Source organism: Methanothermobacter sp. KEPCO 2 (assembly GCF_041228365.1).
Classification (GTDB): Archaea; Methanobacteriota; Methanobacteria; order Methanobacteriales; family Methanothermobacteraceae; genus Methanothermobacter; species Methanothermobacter marburgensis.
Window position 1 is genome coordinate 644791 of record NZ_CP166185.1, and the last position, 19115, is coordinate 663905.

At 48.4% G+C, this 19115-nt stretch carries 16 protein-coding genes; 11 read left to right on the forward strand and 5 right to left on the reverse strand.

Going from position 1 to position 19115, the window contains the following annotated elements; all coding sequences use genetic code 11:
• Positions 1-35: 35 nt before the first annotated feature.
• The gene (locus tag AB9H23_RS03390; protein ID WP_370005579.1) at positions 36-764 is read right to left on the reverse strand and encodes a hypothetical protein; all 729 of its coding nucleotides are present in this window, start codon (positions 762-764) and stop codon (positions 36-38) included.
• Positions 765-969: 205 nt separating this feature from the next.
• Here AB9H23_RS03390 and aroD point away from each other — a divergent pair, with 205 nt between their 5' ends.
• Positions 970-1635, forward strand: a complete 666-nt coding sequence (aroD, locus tag AB9H23_RS03395) for a type I 3-dehydroquinate dehydratase (RefSeq protein WP_370005581.1) — start codon at positions 970-972, stop codon at positions 1633-1635.
• Between the two features lie 2 nt (positions 1636-1637).
• A complete protein-coding gene (locus tag AB9H23_RS03400; RefSeq protein ID WP_013295772.1) occupies positions 1638-2249 on the forward strand; it encodes a S24/S26 family peptidase in 612 nt (203 codons plus the stop codon).
• Between the two features lie 559 nt (positions 2250-2808).
• Here the strand turns inward: AB9H23_RS03400 and AB9H23_RS03405 are convergent.
• A complete protein-coding gene (locus AB9H23_RS03405) occupies positions 2809-3762 on the reverse strand; it encodes a zinc metalloprotease HtpX (RefSeq protein WP_370005582.1) in 954 nt (317 codons plus the stop codon).
• Between the two features lie 406 nt (positions 3763-4168).
• On the opposite strand from AB9H23_RS03405, the gene AB9H23_RS03410 reads away from it, so the two are divergent.
• The gene (locus tag AB9H23_RS03410; protein WP_013295774.1) at positions 4169-5125 is read left to right on the forward strand and encodes an Ig-like domain-containing protein; all 957 of its coding nucleotides are present in this window, start codon (positions 4169-4171) and stop codon (positions 5123-5125) included.
• A gap of 134 nt (positions 5126-5259) precedes the next feature.
• Here the strand turns inward: AB9H23_RS03410 and AB9H23_RS03415 are convergent, their stop codons facing one another.
• Entirely contained in the window at positions 5260-5925 is a 666-nt protein-coding gene (locus tag AB9H23_RS03415) for a histidinol phosphate phosphatase domain-containing protein (protein WP_048901196.1), read from the reverse strand.
• Between the two features lie 81 nt (positions 5926-6006).
• Here AB9H23_RS03415 and AB9H23_RS03420 point away from each other — a divergent pair, with 81 nt between their 5' ends.
• The 8 genes from AB9H23_RS03420 (at position 6007) to AB9H23_RS03455 (ending at position 16566) form a co-directional block, all read left to right on the forward strand.
• A complete protein-coding gene (locus AB9H23_RS03420; RefSeq protein WP_370005585.1) occupies positions 6007-6861 on the forward strand; it encodes a pantoate kinase in 855 nt (284 codons plus the stop codon).
• Between the two features lie 173 nt (positions 6862-7034).
• Positions 7035-7595, forward strand: coding sequence for a class I SAM-dependent methyltransferase (locus tag AB9H23_RS03425; protein WP_013295777.1), 561 nt, complete (start codon positions 7035-7037; stop codon positions 7593-7595).
• The gene (locus AB9H23_RS03430) at positions 7576-8376 is read left to right on the forward strand and encodes a 2-amino-3,7-dideoxy-D-threo-hept-6-ulosonate synthase (protein ID WP_370005587.1); all 801 of its coding nucleotides are present in this window, start codon (positions 7576-7578) and stop codon (positions 8374-8376) included. The genes AB9H23_RS03425 and AB9H23_RS03430 overlap by 20 nt, the downstream gene beginning before the upstream one ends.
• Before the next feature lie 19 nt (positions 8377-8395).
• Positions 8396-9502 carry a 3-dehydroquinate synthase II gene (locus AB9H23_RS03435; protein WP_370005926.1) on the forward strand — a complete coding sequence of 369 codons (1107 nt, stop codon included), beginning with the start codon at positions 8396-8398 and terminating at the stop codon, positions 9500-9502.
• Positions 9503-9565: 63 nt separating this feature from the next.
• On the forward strand, positions 9566-10498 hold the full coding sequence (locus tag AB9H23_RS03440) for an HPr kinase/phosphorylase (RefSeq protein WP_370005589.1): 933 nt from the start codon (positions 9566-9568) through the stop codon (positions 10496-10498).
• Between the two features lie 16 nt (positions 10499-10514).
• Positions 10515-11069, forward strand: a complete 555-nt coding sequence (gene thpR, locus AB9H23_RS03445) for an RNA 2',3'-cyclic phosphodiesterase (RefSeq protein WP_370005591.1) — start codon at positions 10515-10517, stop codon at positions 11067-11069.
• Between the two features lie 74 nt (positions 11070-11143).
• Positions 11144-12502 (forward strand): CCA tRNA nucleotidyltransferase, encoded by a 1359-nt coding sequence (cca, locus tag AB9H23_RS03450; protein ID WP_370005593.1) that lies wholly within the window; start codon positions 11144-11146, stop codon positions 12500-12502.
• 164 nt (positions 12503-12666) lie between these two features.
• Positions 12667-16566, forward strand: a complete 3900-nt coding sequence (locus AB9H23_RS03455; RefSeq protein WP_370005595.1) for a cobaltochelatase subunit CobN — start codon at positions 12667-12669, stop codon at positions 16564-16566.
• Here AB9H23_RS03455 and priS read toward each other — a convergent pair.
• Entirely contained in the window at positions 16563-17540 is a 978-nt protein-coding gene (gene priS, locus AB9H23_RS03460) for a DNA primase catalytic subunit PriS (protein WP_370005928.1), read from the reverse strand. The two genes, AB9H23_RS03455 and priS, sit on opposite strands and share 4 nt — an antisense overlap.
• 4 nt (positions 17541-17544) lie before the next feature.
• Complete coding sequence (locus AB9H23_RS03465; RefSeq protein WP_370005597.1) at positions 17545-18858, reverse strand: DNA primase; 1314 nt, start codon at positions 18856-18858, stop codon at positions 17545-17547.
• Positions 18859-19115: the final 257 nt, after the last annotated feature.

Genomic DNA, 19115 nt, shown 5'->3' on the forward strand with positions numbered 1-19115 from the left:
TTCCAGCCCCATCGTAATCCCTGGGAGGCACAGGTTCAGACCATGAGTATTCTTGTTCTCTCCTCAAATGGCACCGAAAGGTCGATGAGGTTTCCGTTGAGGAATGCCGTTGCAGAGACTATTACACTTCCGGGTATCACATGTGAGGGTGAGCCCCTCTTTACAAGGTACACGTTCTTGTGTCCAAGGGCTGCCCCCAGCATTGCCCCTGCCACGACCCCGACACTCTCCATGTCCTCTATCGTCGCCACAACAACAGGGTCATCGGTCTTATCTGAAACGTAACCCACTCCTGGAATCCTGCGGACCCCCGGTTTGATCTCCTGGCTCACATCTGTAACGCCATCCATCCCACCGGCAGCCTGTATGGCTGAATTTGCAACATCAGCCACGAATTCCTCACCACCATAGGTGTCAAATGCCAGTATAACCGCATCAGGGTAACGATCCTGCCTCACAAGTGCCTCTGCATAGGATATACCCTCACCTGCACCGTCAGGTTCATCTGATATACCCTTAAGGTCGCCAAGACTCTCTGATGAGTCCCTGAGTATCTCAACTATTGCCCTGTTCACGTCCTCCAGCATATCATCCTCTACAAATGCACTTATAACCACATCGTCGCCTGTTATGTTTGTGAGTGCTGCGCTCTCTGCACCCGCGTCAAGAAGACCCGGTATCGAGGCCTCCAGTGCATTTATAAGTTCCCTGCTGCAGCTTGTATCATTATCTGATATATCTGCACCTATGGAAGTTATCCTCAAATCAATCACCTGATACCTAATTTGAGGTGCGGGAATAAATAGGTTACAGCAGAACCCTGTGGAATGTGGAAGTTCCTGAGTACTGCCGCTTATGATAGAAATAGACGCACCTCACCCATGCAAAATTTAATTACCAGAAATAACATATAGAAGTTAGTGTAAACTATTGGTTCTCGAGACTCCACAAACTAAGGAGAAATAATTAATGGAAACCATGATCTGTGTCCCCATCTTTGAAAGGACATGTGAAGCTGTTATCAAATCCGCAGAAAGGGCCATAGAGGCCGGAGCCGATATCCTGGAGCTCAGAATAGACGCCCTCAAAGGGGCATCGGGGGCTGAGGTGAAAGGGGTCATAGAGGATATTGGCTTTCCTGTAATAGCAACAAACAGGTCCCCCACGGAGGGGGGCCACTTCAGTGGCACTGAAACTGAAAGGATAGAACTCCTGAGCTCCGCTGCCGAGGTGGCCCGCTATGTTGATGTTGAACTCAGCACCGACCCTGAGTACATCGAGAGGGTCACGGCAGTTGCCGCCGGGAGCATCATATCCTACCATAACTTCACCGGGACACCATCACTTGAGGCCCTTCTGAGGATAGTCCGGATGGAGAAGGAATTTGGGGACATTGCAAAGGTGGCGGTCATGCCCCGGAACATGGCAGACACCATCGTGGTTCTCCAGCTGCTCTCGGTGGAAGACAATACAATAGCAATATCCATGGGGGAAGCCGGGAAATACACGAGGGTCGCAGCTGCCCTCTTCGGTGCCCCAATAACCTTTGCATCAGCGGACCGTTCAACAGCACCAGGACAGATGGACGTCCGTATCACCAGGAAAATGATTGATGAACTCATGCCGGAGGATTGAAGATGAAGAAGGTTCTGATTATCCTTGCAGTGCTTGTCATCGCTTTTGCAGGTGCATTTTACTATACTGAGAACGCCAATTCGGTTGATATCACAATAAAGACTGACGGGGTTAACATCACGGTCGAGGCAGACACCATATTCTTCCAGAAAACTCCACCTGAAATGGAGCAGAAGATCGGTGAATACATGGCGGACGTCATCAACGACCCTGACAGTACCGTTGAAACGATAAAGGCCAATGTCACAGAGATAGCAAAGAGTTACGGCTACAGTAAGGTTGATGTGACCATTGAGTCACAGTTCGGTGTTGACCAGCTCCCCATGCCAGCCGTTGTGAGCGGTGACTCCATGTACCCGACGCTCAGAGATGGGCAGGAACTCATAGTGCTCAAGACAGACGACTACAAGGTTGGGGATATAGTTATAGCCAAGCACCCAGAGTATGGCCTCATCGTGAAGAGGGTGGGTAAGATAGAACCCACCAGGGTGTACCTAATGAGTGACAACAAGAAGGTTGAGCGCATCTATACACCAACATCGGTTATCGTCAGGACACCACTCAACACATGGGTTCCGAAGTCAGCCATTGTGGGTGTTGTGAAGAAGTACTGAAAACCCACACACCTACTCCCTACCTTTTCTACAATACTGAAACCCCAAACCTCCTCCCTAACCTTTCTACGTTTTCTACTTGCCTGGAACGATGATGCTGATGAAGAAACCTGTCATGAGGATCAGTGAAGTTGTTTTGAACGTCTGCATCATTGCTGAACTCACAGCTCTATTCACATCAGTGAAGTTGTTTTGAACGTCTGCATCATTGCTGAACTCACAGCTCTATTCACATCAGTGAAGTTGTTTTGAACGTCTGCATCATTGCTGAACTCACAGCTCTATTCACATCAGTGAAGTTGTTTTGAACGTCTGCATCATTGCTGAACTCACAGCTCTATTCACATCAGTGAAGTTGTTTTGAACGTCTGCATCATTGCTGAACTCACAGCTTTATTCACATCAGTGAAGTTGTTTTGAACGTCTGCATCATTGCTGAACTCACAGCTTTATTCACAATTTCCTGCCGATCCGCTATATGTTCCAGAACCGAATACAGTCCCCCTGCAAGAATCAGATCATATTGCAAAAAAAGTTGAATTCCAAGATAAAAAATTAATCAGGTGAACTCAGAGAGCCTCTCAATCCTTCTGAGCATGTTTGGGTGTGTTGAGAGAAGTTCAAGTATCCTTGCGCCCACACCAACCTTTACTCCACTGTACTTCACTCTCTGAAGCTCGGCCATGCTTATGGTGCCGTCCATGTCAATGTCAAGCTGGCTGAGATCATTTATCTCATTTCTGGCGTCGGATACATCGTTGAGGAAGAATGCCTTAACACCCTCAACCTGCTTCAGATCATCCCTGTCAAATGCAGCGGAGCCATAAACCAGTTTGTAGAGTGCACTTGCAAGTTTGTGTGGCTGGCCGCCGATCTCCACGCTGCCCTGGTCCGCATAGTACTCCCTTGTCCTTGATATGAAGAGGACTATCAGCTGGCCAAGGAAGTACGCTATGAGTGCCGCGATTCCAACCAGGGTTGCATCGTCGTCCCTGCTGTATATGGTGCTCCAGAATATGTAGTAGCAGATGAGTGGAACCGCGCTCACAAGGGTCATGACTATCATGTCACTGTGCCTTATGTGGGATATCTCGTGTCCAAGGACGGCCCGGAGTTCCTCCTCATCAAGGAGGTTCAGTATACCTCTTGTTACACATACCCTGCCGTCTGATTTTGTTCTCCCAAAGGCAAAGGCGTTGGGCACTGCAATCTCTGCAATTCCAACCCTGGGTTTGGGTATTCCTGCATTCCTTGCAAGTTCATCCACCATGGCGTGGAGTCTGGGGGCCTCTGCCTCACTGACGTAGTGGACGTTCATTGTGAGTTCCACTATCTTGGGGGAGAGGAGGTACTGAAGGAACACTATGCCAAAACCAAGCAGGGCATAGAACAGCGGACCGCCGAAGCCCATGAGGGCCCCTATTGCTATGAGTATGGCGTAGATTATACCAAATAAAAGTGCTGTTGCCAGGAACATCCTTAGCTTCAGTTTCCATGTGCTGAGTTTTCTCATTTTGGCTTTTTCCTCCATCATGGTATTAGTTACAATGAGTTATTTTATTCTGAGAGGATATAAACTTTTTGTTATTTATTGACATCAAATTATTAAAAGTCGGATCACTGCGTTCAGTTATATGGGTGCAGATATATAAACTCCAGAGGTGCAGCTAATTAGAAATATTCTTATTAATTTGCCATCATTCCTTTTATCCCTTACTTTTATTTCAACGGTCAACGGTCCATACTGTGATGGCGGGTAACAGAAGGTATTTGGTGAGAAGACATTTTTAGGGTAACAGCTCACGGTGTTGTGTTCCTTCTCTGGGAGGATGTTATCTGGTCGCTGATCTAATCATTATCACAGTATTTATATATCTTCTTTGACATATTTTTCATTAAATGAGTTCCAGTTGATCAATATGAAGCATCTATGGAAACTTTTAATTGTTTTAATGGTCTTTGCCCTCATGGGATCCTCACAGGCCGTGCATCTTGGAAACAGGACCTACGGCTATGTCGAAAAGGATTACTATGGGGATCTCAACTCAAACGAAACCATTGCAGTCATCATAGGCGTCCACCCCCAGGAGTCAGGTATACACAACGCAGTGAGGGAGAAGATCCAGACATCTAACCTCACAAAGAGGTATGTCCTCTACAGTGTCCACGTAACCCGAGACGTGAATGATTACTCAAGGGGCCGTATGAACGGCCAGCTCCTTGCAAGGGACTTCGTAGTGCCTGATATAAAGAACGAGAAACCCATGCTCGTCATAGACTGCCATGAGAACCACTACCATGACAGTGGATACGCCTATCCACGATTCCTGGACATAATATCAGAGAACACCGCAACCATCAACTACACTGACCAGATAATAGCCCGCATGAATTTCCTGAAAATCTACAGACCCCCAAAACCAACAAGCCCCCAGTATGTTACAATACCAATAGCGTCACAGGGTTACAATACCGTGATCTATGAAACATACTTCTATGACACCTACTCAAGGAAACTCAGCGACGCGGGTCTTCTGGTAAAAGCACTTGACAGCCTCCAGAGATACACGGCAACCGGGCCCAGTGTAACCTCAAGCAATCCCAGATGGGGGGGTATGACCACAAGAAGGCCCCTCATCAGGGTCACATTCTCTGGTCGCATAACACCGGGCAGATACTGGAACAGCATAACACTCAGGAACCAGTTCGGGAAAACCGTGAGGATTAAAAAGTGGGTGAGTGGCAACACCCTCAATGTGAAACCCCTATCCAGACTCTCAGGAAACAGGTGGTACACCCTCGTGGTGCCCGCTGCAGCACTGGTGGATTCCCCCCAGAAGAGATGGACCCTGAAGTTCAGAACGGGGCGAAGGTGAAGACACATTAAATTCACTTATTAAATTCTTTTTTCTAGATCCGTTAAATCCCCTTAATTTACCAATCATTCACGCGTTTTTCCAATACTGAAAAATGGAAAGCTCAGAAAAATTAATTTATTAAAAATAATAGCTCATATAATGCCATTACCCTTAAGAAGTTTCCTGGGGTTCTTAACAAGGGCTTCCTCAACCTCTGATTCATCGAGTCCAGCTCCAAGACCCACGCGGCGTGCCATGTCATAGTCAAGGAGGTCACCAGGTGCATGGGTGTCGGTGTCAATGACAACTGGAACCCCAACCTCACGGGCAACACCTGCAACATGCCCGTTACCCAGGCAGTGCCCCTTCCTTGCGCTTAGCTCAAGTGTAACACCATTCTCACGGGCAAGTTCAGCATCATCCACCGTTATGAGGCCAGGGTGGGCCAGTATATCAACCTCCGGGCAGCTAACAGCCACATGATTGGTGCCGGGAATCACAGGTTCAACGATTGTTTCCCCGTGCACAACTATGATCTCAGCCCCCAGGCCCCTTGCCCTCACTGCAAGCTTTTCAATTATCTCAACAGGCGCATGTGTTATCTCAGCCCCCGGTATGACCCTGATGTCCCAGTTATCTCCGATATCCTCAACCGCGTCTATTAGGGATGTTATGGTGTTTATATTCGAGGCGTCTATGTGGTCTGTGATGGCTATGGCCTCATGTCCCAGGACACATGCCCTCCTTGCAAGTTCAGATGGCAGGAGCTCACCGTCACTCAGGAGGCTGTGGGTGTGAAGATCGATCCTCTTTCTGATGTCAGGTCCTCCTTAAAAATCATTATATTTATGTTACAATATACCAGTGAACAGTTAGAGTATGTCCAGGGAAGTATTTAAATGAAGCCCTCAGTCTTTGTCCCAGCACATATAACCGGATTCTTTGAGGTTGTAAGGGTCGATGATCCCCTGAGAACAGGTTCCAGGGGCGCCGGGGTCGTCCTTGACCGTGGAGTTGAAACCTCCATAAAGGTCAGGGGTTCCGAAGATAAAACGGTTGTAAGGGTCAACGGAAAGAAAGAAAACGGGGAATCAGTTAGCCTGCGTTCCCTTGAAATACTAAGGGAAATAACAGGATTCAGGGAGGGTGTGAGCATACACCACAGGGTTGATGTCCCCATAGGGTGTGGTTTCGGGGCATCCGCGGCCTGCGCCCTGGGAAGTGTCCTTGCAGTTGTAAGGGAACTTGAACTCCCTGTCACGGTCAACACTGCAGGTTCAGTGGCCCACAAGGCCGAGGTGGAACTTGGAACAGGACTGGGGGACCTGATAGCCGAGATGACCGGCGGGATAGTCATAAGAACCAGGGAGGGCCCGCCTGGATACGGGAGGACAGACCGGATCACTGACAGGGGCCTCTATGTCTTAACAGAGACCCTTGGGGAGCTTGACACGGCATCGGTCATCCGTGATGAAACAAAGGTTGGGGAGATAAACCGGATGGGTGCCGGGATGATCCGGAGACTCCTCAGGGAGCCGACACCTAGGATGTTCATGGAACTCTCCCGTGAGTTTGCCACAGGAACCTCACTCATAACCCCTGAACTCAGAGAACCCCTGGAGGCCCTCTCTGAGGGGACGCTGGGGGCATCCATGGCGATGCTGGGTAACACGGTATTCGCCCTGTCAGAGGACCCTGATGCCGGGGGCGATGATGTGTATGGAATTGACTTTTCAGGTGCAAGGTTTCTGTGATGCTGGAGTTAAAGGGTAGAAGACCATCTGGGGGGTTCTATGGGTGATAATGAACATATCTGTGGATTTAGGGGGAAAATACTTTAAATTAAAAGATTATATTAATCACTGTTCCCATCTCTGCATCAGGGATCCCCGGATGAATGGTGTGAAGGGGACAGACAGGTGAGGCCATGATAAGACTGGTATATGATATAAACATCTACCGGGACGTCCTCAGGGAGGTCCTGAGGCCCGGGGATACCGTTGTTGAACTGGGGTGTCACATAGGAAACTCAACACGCATAATATCTGACCTTGTGCAGGAGGGCAGGGTGGTGGCGGTTGATAACAGCCCAGAGGCGGTTGATGTTATGGAGGCCCTGAGCAGGGAGAGGGATAATGTTGAATTCATATCTGGGGATGTTCGCCTCCATGAAACCCTTGAAGAGGTCTGCAGTATGATTGAATCCTGTGATGTGCTCAGCGTTGACCTTGGAGGGGGTTATCATCCAGATACAACCTTCAAGGTGTACTTCATATGGTCATCCACACTCAAACCAGGGGCCTCAATCATAAGGAACCGGGGCCTCCTGGACTTTGTATGCTCATCCATCACCGAAGAGTCATTCACCTCAGGGTATGGATGGCTTGAGTCAAGTGGGGACGCTGGAATCCCACCAAGGCTCAGGGAATTTAAACTCTGGTCCAGTAAAATCTACAAGGAGGGTGCCCATGATAGGCAAAAGGATTAGAATTGAGAGGATAATCAACAGAAAGACGGACAGGACTGTCATAGTACCCCTTGACCATGGGGTCTCAATTGGACCCGTTAAGGGGATAATAGACATGGCAGGGACCATTGATGAGGTGGCAAGCGGAGGAGCCAACGCCGTCCTCATGCACAAGGGGATGGTGAGGAGCGGACACAGGGGGTACGGGAGGGACATAGGCCTCATAATACACCTCTCCGCAAGCACGGGACTCGGCCCTGACCCCAACCATAAGGTGCTTGTCACCTCGGTTGAGAAGGCCCTCAAGCTGGGCGCCGATGCAGTATCAGTCCACGTGAACGTGGGATCCGAGAGGGAGCCCGAGATGCTCATAAAGCTCGGTACCGTGGCTGAGATCTGTGACGACTGGGGAATGCCACTCATAGCCATGATGTACCCCAGGGGTGACAGGATAAAGGACGAGCACGACCCTGAGGTTGTTAAGCTTGCAGCACGTGCAGGTGCAGAGCTGGGTGCAGATATAATAAAGACCAACTACACCGGTGACCCTGACACCTTCAGGGATGTTGTGAAGGGCTGCCCTGTCCCTGTGGTGATAGCTGGGGGCCCGAAGATTGAGACAGAGGAGGAACTCCTCCAGATGGTCAGGGACTCCGTAGATGCAGGCGGTGCCGGTGTAGCCATTGGAAGGAACATCTTCCAGGCCGATTCCCCGGCAGATATGACCCGGGCCATTGCAGGTATAGTCCATGACGGCCTTGAAGTTGAGGATGCCGTCAGGATACTCAGGGGTGGCGACTGAGATGAAATTCGCATGGCTGATGGCCCCCGACACCTACTGGGATGAGAAGAAGGCCTTCATAACAGCAGCCCTCGAATCAGGGATAGACCACATAGTGGACACCTCCGATGCCGAGAGGATAAAGAAGCTTGGAAGCCTCACCCTCATATCCCCTGAGGACGAGGCGGACATAGTACTCATTGGAAAGGATGGGGAGGGCGACGGAACCCTGGAACTCCCCGAGACCCTTGATTACTCAAGGGACCTTGAAATGGCAGCTGAGCTTAAATCCGGAGGTAAGGAGGTTGCGGCCTACGTTGAGATAAGGAGCAAGGCCCACGAGGAACTCGCAAGGAAACTGGGCCGTATCGTGGACTACCTCATACTCGTTGGTGAGGACTGGAAGATAATCCCCCTTGAGAACATAATAGCGGATCTCCAGGAAGAGGACGTTAAACTTGTGGCTGCGGTGGCAGATGCCGATGAGGCAAGGGTTGCCCTTGAAACCCTTGAACATGGAACCGACGGTGTACTCATAGAACCGGTGGACATCTCACAGATAAAGGCCATAGCAGAGCTCCTCGAGGAGATTGAAAGTGAAACCTATGAACTCAAGCCCGCCACTGTCACCCGGGTTGAGCCCCTAGGCTCCGGTGACAGGGTCTGCGTGGACACCTGCTCAATGATGGACGTCGGTGAGGGTATGCTGGTGGGCAGTTACTCACAGGGCCTCTTCCTGGTGCACAGCGAGTCCCTTGAAAGCGAGTATGTGGCTTCAAGGCCCTTCCGAGTGAACGCCGGGCCTGTCCAGGCCTACGTCATGATACCCGGTGGCAGGACAAAGTACCTCTCTGAACTTGAAACCGGTGATGAGGTCCTCATCGTTGACAGGAGCGGGAGGTCAAGGACCGCGGTTGTCGGCCGGGTTAAGATCGAGAAGAGGCCCCTGATGCTTGTTGAGGCAGAGTACGAGGGCGTGAAGGTGAGGACACTCCTGCAGAACGCCGAGACAATAAGGCTGGTGAATGATAGGGGTGAGCCTGTATCTGTGAGTGAGCTCAGTGAGGGTGATAAGGTACTTGTCTACTTTGAGGACTCTGCAAGGCACTTCGGTATGGCCATAACAGAGACCATAATCGAGAAATGAATCCAGCAGATGGTGGGTTGAATCGCCATCAGCAGCCCACCAACCCCCCAAAAATGGGATACTATGTACAGCGTGAGACTCATAACCCCCAGCGAAAAGGATGAAATCCTGGCTGAACTCTCCGGACTCAGACTCTTTGAGAGGAAGGCCAGCCTCCATGGGGCCTGCGTCAAGCTCCTCACAGATGACGTGTCATTCAAGGAGGAGTGGGAGGACAACTTCAGATTCATGAGCGAAGATGTGAGGCCTCATGCAAAGGTATTTGCTGTGTCAGATGGTGGTGACCTGGAGGTTCTCTACGAGGCAAATTCAAAGACGGTCATAATCAAAAACTGTGACTACTATGGCTGGGTTAAGAGCATAGCCCTTGCAGCGGTTGCCGACTTCTTTGAGGAGTACCATTCAGAGCACCGCCGCTACTCGGTCCATGGCTCAGCCCTCGACCGTGAAGGGGAGGGAGTTGCGATCATAGGGCCGCCTGGTACAGGTAAGACGACCCTCACCTACGGCCTCCTCCTTGATGGGGCCTACAGTTATGTTTCAGATGACTGGTTCTTCACCCGCCTACTTGAGAACGGGGTCCTCGTTTATGCATCCGAGAAGAACTCCTACATCCGGGACGATATAGGGATGGTGTGGAAGGAGTACTCCTCCCTCCTGGAATCTGTGAAACTGGATGCCAGATCCAGGGGAGTTGCAGATGTTGGGATGCTCTTCGGGGGGCGGATAAGGGAGTCCACCACACTCAAGAAGGTTGTTCTCCTTGAGAGAAACCCTGATAACCCCCCGATGAGGAGGCTGGATCCAGAGGAGGGTCTGAAGTATCTGCTGGAAAATGACTTCTGCAACCCCCACCAGCTTGTAAGGGATGAGAGAAAGATGGGGCTACGCAGGAGGTTCTTCAGTGAACTCCTGGGCAGGGTGGACCTCCACATACTCAACACCATTGAAACACCGGCCAGGAGCCTTGAAAGGCTGAAAAAACTTGACAGGTAATACGGAGGATCATAAAATGAAGGTCAGGGCCTTCCTTGCAGTTGATGCTGACGATGAACTAAGGGAAAGGGTATGCGAGATACAGGATATCCTGAGGGGCGCCGATGCCCAGATAAAGTTCGTTGAACCTGAGAACCTCCACTTCACCCTGAAATTCTTCGGTGATGTGGGTGAGGGCAAATTGAGGAGGATAAGGGGGATAGTTGAGGAAACCCTGAAGGGCTATGAACCATTCGACCTTCACGTGATGGGTGCAGGTGTCTTCCCTAACCCACGCTACATCCGGGTGGTGTGGCTTGGTGTTGAAAACCCAGGGGTATTCTCAGAGCTGCAGAGGAACCTGGACATGGAATTTGCCAGGATAGGATTTCGGAAGGAAAGGGAGTACATACCCCACCTGACCATCGGGCGGGTCAAGGGTCCGAGGAACCGTGAGAAACTTGCAGCCCTGATAGATGAGCTGGAGAATGTGGATGCCGGGACCCTGAGGGTTGACAGGGTCTCACTTAAAAGGAGTGAGCTCACACCAGAGGGACCAGTCTACAGTGACCTTGAGGTCTTCAGAATCTGATTAATTTTAATTGATATGGTGGACATGCGACAGTGTGCACTGAGAGTATAAACGGAATAACATGGTGAATAAACATGGACTACAGTGAAATACTTGAAAGTATAAAACCCAGAGGAGAAGAATACCGGCGGGTCATGGAATTATCAGAGAGCCTTGTTGAATGTATAAATGAACTCGCAGCGAGGATGGGGATAGATGCTGAGGCCTTCCTTGTGGGTTCAGTTGCCAAGGGAACCTGGCTCTCAGGTGGCGCCGACATCGACATATTCATCCACTTCCCCCTGGACACCCCCGAGGATGAACTGAAGGAGAAGGGCCTGAAACTCGGCTACCTGTGCATAGAGAGGTTCCGGGGAGATGCCGAGGAGAGGTATGCGTCACACCCCTACGTTACAGGACACATAGATGGTTATGAGGTGGACTTCGTCCCCTGCTACAGGATATCCAATGCCTCAGAACTCAGATCCGCCGTTGACAGAACCATACTCCACACCGAGTATATCCAGAGGAACCTTAAGGAGGAGCAGATGGACGAGGTTCTTCTCCTCAAACAGTTCATGAAGTCAACAGGGACCTATGGATCCGAGTTCAGGGTTGGAGGGTTTGCAGGTTACCTTGCAGAGCTCCTGGTTCTCCACTACGGGGACTTCGAGGGGGTGCTTAAAGGCGCCCTCACCTGGAGGCCCGGGTACATCATAGACATCGAGGGCCATGGTAGCGGTGGGGGCTTCCAGGAGCCCCTTGTGGTGGTTGACCCTGTAGACAGGAACAGGAACGTTGCGGCGGCACTCACACTGCAGCGGATGGCTGAATTTGTAACTGCAGCCAGGAATTTCCTGAGGGACCCGAAACCCGAATACTTCAGGAAACCGCAGTACACCTCAGATCCCGGTGAAATACTTGAAACCATTGACAAAAGGGGCTCAAAGGTCATCATGATATCCACCGGGGTGCCTGATGTCCCGGCGGATGCCCTCTACCCCCAGCTCAGGAAGACCCTTGATTCCATAGTCAGGAACCTGGAGAATGAGGGGTTCTCTGTTCTTGGGGCCGACTACTGGAGCGACGAATCAAGTGTCGCTTCTATGCTCATTGAAATGGAGGTATGGACGCTCCCATCCTACAGAAAGAGATACGGACCCCCTGTCTGGTCCAGACGACACAGTGAGAGGTTCACAGAAAGGCATGAGAGAGTATGGGTTGAGGGCCCAAGGCTTGTGGTGGAATCCCCCAGGAAGGATAGGAATGCGGTTGATTACATTAAAAGGCTCCTATCAAAACCTGAAAGGCTCAAAATGGGAAAACACATACGCAAAGAACTGATAAATGGCTTCAGTGTTGATTTCCTTGAGAATACCATTGAATCACTGGACCCTGAATTTCTGATGTTCCTTGACGCCTTCCTGAATCCCTGGAAGGCCATTAAAAGGTAGTTACTATCTTTCAAGAACTGCCTAAACCTCTGATAGAACATTCAGATATAATATTATTAATTCTAATCTTATTAAAAATTTTTTATTTTATCAAAATTAGTAATAATTAATTTTATATATATATTAAAAATTAATCTTTTATACAAATTAAAGGAGGTGAAGAAATGAAAAATATGCTGATTACGCTGGTTATCTTACTATTTGTCTTAGCCGCCGTTGGATCAGTGAACGCCACCAACATAACTGAAAATGGCACAGCACATAATATCTCTATGGACAATCAGAACAGTAAAATGTTAAAACCGGCAAAGGTTGTTGTTCTTGCAACCCGTCTGCAAGCCGTTGAACCAATGAAAAATGCGTACAGGGAACTTCTAAATGATGGTTACAACTTTGAGCTTAAAATTTTCACTTCAGACGATGTTGCTGCAAATTCAAGTATACGCGAAAATTTTGGAAAAGAGATCAGAAACGCCGACATTCTCTACATGTTTCATGTAAACAATCCACTAACATCACAAATATCCCCTCTGATAAGGAACATGAAAAATGGATCCTCGATTTTTCAGACATCATGCTCAGGCGTGTTCGAAGGATGTAACGTCATCAATTTCGGTTATTCCTCTGTATTTTCATCGGACCTTAGTAAAGAAAACCTTAGAAGGGTACTTCTTGAGCTTCTCAGAAGAACAGGTCACATAAATATCAGTGCAAATGAAACTCAAATAATCCCATTGCCAAAGGACTTTGTCTATCATCCAGATATTTCAAGTGTATTCACAACCAGGAACGATTACATTAACTGGTACTGCTCTTCAGGACACTATAAAACCAACGGCCCCTGGATTGGATTGATATTCCATGCATGGTACTACACAGGAAATGACCTAGAGGTTTACAATAAGCTCATCAGGGAACTGGAGGTGAGAGGGGCCAATGTAATTGCTGTTGCTTCAGAGGGGAGTGGCAGCAGGGCAAACGCTACATTAAAATTCTTTACAGAAACTGGTAATACATCAGTTGACTGCATAATCGCACACCTGCATGCAAGTTACGCAAGTGATCTCAATTCAACACTGAACCTGCTGGAGAAACTTGATGTCCCAGTATTGAATCCAGTTCATACCAGCATGTTACTCGAGGAATATCTAAAAAATGCATATGGACTATCCTCCGAATTATCATCATGGGTTATAACTCCAGAAACCGAAGGTCGTATTGAACCAATCCTCATAGGAGGTTCAAAGGTATCATCAGCGGATCCACTTACAGGTGCCATAGTAAAAACATTCACCCCATATGAACCAGGAGTACGGCAGCTAGCAGAAAGGGCAATTTCATGGGCCAATCTAAGGAGAAAACCAAATAATGAAAAGAAAATCGCGCTGGTATACATTGACAATACTCATGATGAAACAATGCCTTCAGCGGCAGGATTAAATCTTCCATCAAGTCTAGCGAATATACTTAATAGACTCTTAACAGAAGGATATTCCCTTCCAGATACAAAATTCACCAATGAGACTGTTCTTGCCTTAATGAATTCTCATGGAAGAAACATCATCAATCCAACGCAAGAAGATCTCAGAAAACTTATAGAAAGAGGAGCAATAACCGTTGACAGAAATACCTATTTGAAGTGGTACCAGCAGCTCCCCCAGCACCTAAGAAACCAAGTGGAAAGTGTGTGGGGACCTCCACCAGGAAATATAATGGTATACAATAACAGGATAGTTCTTCCGGGAATCATCTTAGGAAATATTCTAGTCGCACCACAGCCAGTATGGAAATGGAGTGGAACCATAAACAGTATTCTTAATAATGAAACACTGCCACCCACCCATCAATACATTGCGTTCTATCTCTGGCTTCAGAAATATTTCAAAGCTGATGCCTACATACAGCTTGGAACACATGGAACACTTGAACTTTTACCAGGACACAGCGCTGGAATGACAGATGAAGACTGGCCAAACACACTCATAGGAGCAATGCCCCATATTTATATCAGAAACATTGCAGGAGAGGACTCCACAGCCGCCAAAAGGAGATCATACGCCGTTATAATAACCCACTTAACACCTCCAATTGTTGAAGCAGGACTCTACGGCGACTATGTATTATTGAAAGATCTCATTTCATCTTATGAAAGCTCAATGAACAATAATGATACAAACAGAGCAGATATATTGAAATCAGAGATATTAAACACCGCCAAAAAAACTGGTTTGATTGATAGGCTTGGCATGACCGCCTCCACAACTTTTGAGATGTTATTGGAAGCTCTAGAAAAGTACATAGTTACCCTTGAAAAAACATTGGCATCCAGTGGTCTGCATACCTTTGGTGAAAGTCCTCATGGAGATATCCTAGAGAGGTTTGTGAGTGCTATAATTTCATTTGATCCCCAAAATAGGACAGCGATGAGAGAAAGTATAAAATCAGCAATACTATCAAGTGGCCAAGCTGAAATGAACTCCCTCATAAAAGCTTTGAATGGAGGATATATCAAGCCGGTGCCCCTAGGAGACCCCATCAGATCACCAGACACATTACCTACAGGGCGAAATGTATATTCATTTGATCCTCGAAGAGTTCCAGACGCCGTTGCGATGAAAATAGGATCAAATGCGACAGAAGAAATGCTCAGACGCTACAAAGAATCTAACAATGGAAAGTATCCTGAAACCGTTGCAATAGATGTTCGTGGAGGGGAAATTATGCAGACCAATGGTCAGAGCATAGCAAGTATACTTTATCTCCTCGGACTGAAGCCCATTTATAACCAGGGAATCCTTGTGGGGACTGAAGTTATACCACTACAGGAACTTGGTAGACCAAGGATAGACGTACTTATTCAAGCATCAGTAAGTTTCAGAGACCTATGTCCCCACGTCATTGGTATAATAGATGATGGTATCAGAAAAATAGCTTTACTGGACGAACCATCAGAGATGAACTATGTTAGAAAACATTACCTATCAGTATTTACAGAGATAAAAACAGAGTTATTAAAGACTGGAATTAATCCTAGCAAAGCAGATGAACAGGCAAATATCCTTGCAGGATCAAGAATATTCGGTTTACCACCAGGAGCAGATCCACACGGAGTTGGCGTGGGACGTCTAATGAGAATGAACACAGAATGGACTGACAAGGAACTGGCTGAAACATTCCTTGAATACAACTCATACATCTATGGAAATGGAATTAATGGGCTTGCTGGAAGAAGCATCTTTGAAAAACTGATCAGAACTGTAGATACTACAATGACCATAACCCCCAGAGTGACCGCAGGCCTGCCAACACCACTATACGCAGGATCCGGTGTGATGAACTTTGTTGTAAGATATCTAACAGGAAAGTCAATTACAAGTTACATCATCAGAACTGGCGATGGAATACCAAAAGTTTTAACCATGCGAGAAGCCGTATACGATGATCTTGCAGCCACACTCTTCAATCCCGAATGGAAAAATTCGCTCCTTAGAGAGGGTTACAGTGGGCGAGCGACAATTGCACTTAGAATAAGAGGACTTTTATCCACAGACGCTTTAGTAGACGTTATTGACAGTAAAACATGGCGAGAGATTATGGAAACCTATTTCTCCAACAAAGATGTTTGGAACCAGTTCAGCAAAGACCAGCAAAAAATGATAGCTAATGTTTTATACCAGGCATATAGTAGGGGCATGCTTCATTTAACAGCCTCAGAAGCATCTTTTATCGCGAAAACCGCGGGTGTGACACCATGCAGTGATAGTACTATTCCAGAGGAAAACCAGGATAAACCCGGAAAACCTAACAATGCTGACTTAAGCAGTAGTGTGGAGGATGCTGACCATTCAAACACTAACTCACAACCAGGTAAATCCCCCCTTGAAGTCTCCGCAGGAAGTTCTAAAATATCAGAAGTATCGTCACCCAGAGCATACGAAATAAACAAAGAACACAGTTCAATTGCCAGAAACGATGATTCAGCTCTTGTAGGTGCACTGGGGCTTACATCATTTATTGTCCTTGTAGCCACCGGATATTTCCTTGGTGTTCGCAGAAAACTCTAGAATACTTCTCCATTTTTTCTTTCGCTTACAAACTTTGGAACAGCACTCTTAAGGGGATCAAATGTCTCAGGGTTCTTAACCTCCATGCATATCATGCTGACCTTGGAGTGGAGTGATGTGGGGAGCCTCAGTATCCTCTTGAGGTCAATTGTGACCTTGGCGTCCACCATCTTCATGTTTATCCCGGCAACCCCGGCAACCAGCCGGGGGTAGACCCTTGGGCCTATCCTCCTCTTGAACTCCCCCCACCTGTCCTCAAGGAGGAGCTCCCTGTTCTTCACAACTTCACGGACCGTCCTTGCTGTTACATTCTCTATCCTCTCATCACCCCTCATATGGAGGAAGACGTGCTTCGCCCTCTCTGTGAAGACCCGGTGGTACCCGAGGGGGATGGAGAAGTGTTCCATCTCATAGGATTGGCCGCTGTGTATAAATTTCCTCCTGGGCCTGCGTGCACCGGCGGTGTACCTCAGGATCTCAGCCCTCACCTCTGATCCAAGCTCCATGACACCAGGGTCAAGGACCCTTATATGGTAGCCCCTCCCTGAGTACACCACGTGCACGTCCCCCAGTCCCAGGTCACCCCTGAGGGTGTCAACCATCATGAGGACCAGTTCCCTTGCCTCATCAAGGCACGTCTCACAGACTCCATCACAGTCACATGACCTCACAGGAAGGTCCTTGGCGTCCACGTCAAAGATGAGTTCAGATCGCTGCCAGCCCCTCCTCTTACCCGGCTCCCTGTAGAATGCAACGGAGGAGTAGGCTGCAAATGGAAACCTTGCCCTCATGAACCTTGAAAGGCGTTTCTCATCATCGAATACCCTGTACCTGTCGCTGGGGCCCCTGCCTGTATGGTCAAATCCAAACTCCCTCATATGGATGTTCCTGGCTATGAAGTCCGGGAGTTTCCTTACATCCCACTCTTCACGGTAGTATCTCTTCCTCTCAAGGGGTGTTGCAGCCTCAAAGATCCTATCAATCCTCCCCTTCCTGTTCTGACTTCCCCCTGTGGAGCTCCCACCTTTTCCTGTTGTAGTAGGTGAGGGGGTTGGTGATCCTCCTGCAGAGCTCATCGGGTCTGCAGAGGTCAGGTAGGTGTATTTTGATCTTCTCGCAGCTCATGGGGGTGTACCATTTACTCTCACCCTCATGTTCGGGTTCAGGTTCATCATGGACACCGAAACCAAGCTTCGCGGTTATGTTCAGCTTCTCCTGGGGGTCATCCTCAAATAGGGGTGGTTCACACCTCTCTGCTGCCTCATATATTATGGGGAGTATCTCCTCCCGGATCACCCTGAGGTCGGGGTCAAGGTCTGAAACCTTGAGGGGTGTCCGGTCCCTGAAGACCGATGGGTATAGCCTTGCATAGGATATGAATGAGGTGAGGAGGAGGACGATGGCGTCGTTCCTGTTACCGGACTTCACACCATCCAGGGTTCCCCTTATGCATGGGGGGAATGCGTCCGGGACGAGTTTACCTGGCTCTGCAGATTTAACCGGCCCACCTCTGAATGATGTGACCTCATTAACAGTCTCCCTTATCCTTTCTGCTGTTTCAAGGATGATGGGATGGGGTTCCACTGTGGAGCTCATCTCAGAGACCCTGGCAATGTAGTCCTCTGTCCTCTGCATTATTATGCGGGATATCATTGTCTCCTTGAGTTCCAGACCCACAAGTGCGGCGTAGAGACTCCTGGGGTCCCTGTCAGTTATCCTATCCTGGAATGTCATTAGGAATTCGTCCTCATCAATCACCACTCTCCCCCTGTGGAGTATGAGGTCCGTGAGCCTCAGCTTACCTGATCCAATGAGTTCTGAGAGTTCCATCCAGCTGGTTCCTTGGGATCCAAGTTCAATGAGGACTTCCTCGATTATCTCATCCCTTTCACTTCCAAGGACCCTGAAGCGGTCCTCCACAAGGGCCCCTGCAGATTCAACGACCAGTCTTACCTCCCGTGACCCCCTTCTGAAACCCGCCCCTGCCGCCTGTGCAAGGACATAGAATGCAATTACATCGTACTCCTCTATCCCTGGGTTCATGAGGTATGCGTAGTCCCCATGATCAAAACCCCTCCTCTGCCTCCTGAGGTACCATTCCAGTCTCTTGATGGCAAGGTCACCTATGCTCACAGGGAGAAGTGAATTGTCATCAAGGTTCTGGCCCCTTGTACGTTTAACCGTATCCAGGAGTGCGCTGCTGGCCTCGAATACCGTATCAGGGGATCCATAGTTTCTTACAATTTCCCTGGCATCCTCTGAGAATGGGTTTATGAAAAGTGAAGACACCATGTTTAAACTGTTTACCTATGTGGCCCATAAAGATATGGGTCCATCCTTCACAGTTACCCATAATATAGCAGTTCAGCAAGGATTCAGCCCAGAAGCCATGAAAAGGCACATATAAACCTTGATGTTCTGAAGGGGCCCCTGAACTGGTTCCATGAAAATGGAGATGGTTTTAAATTCCCTCACATAAATTTATATAGAGGTAAACCGTAAATCTAAACTGTATCTTAATGATATTACTCATCTTATTCTAATCCGTT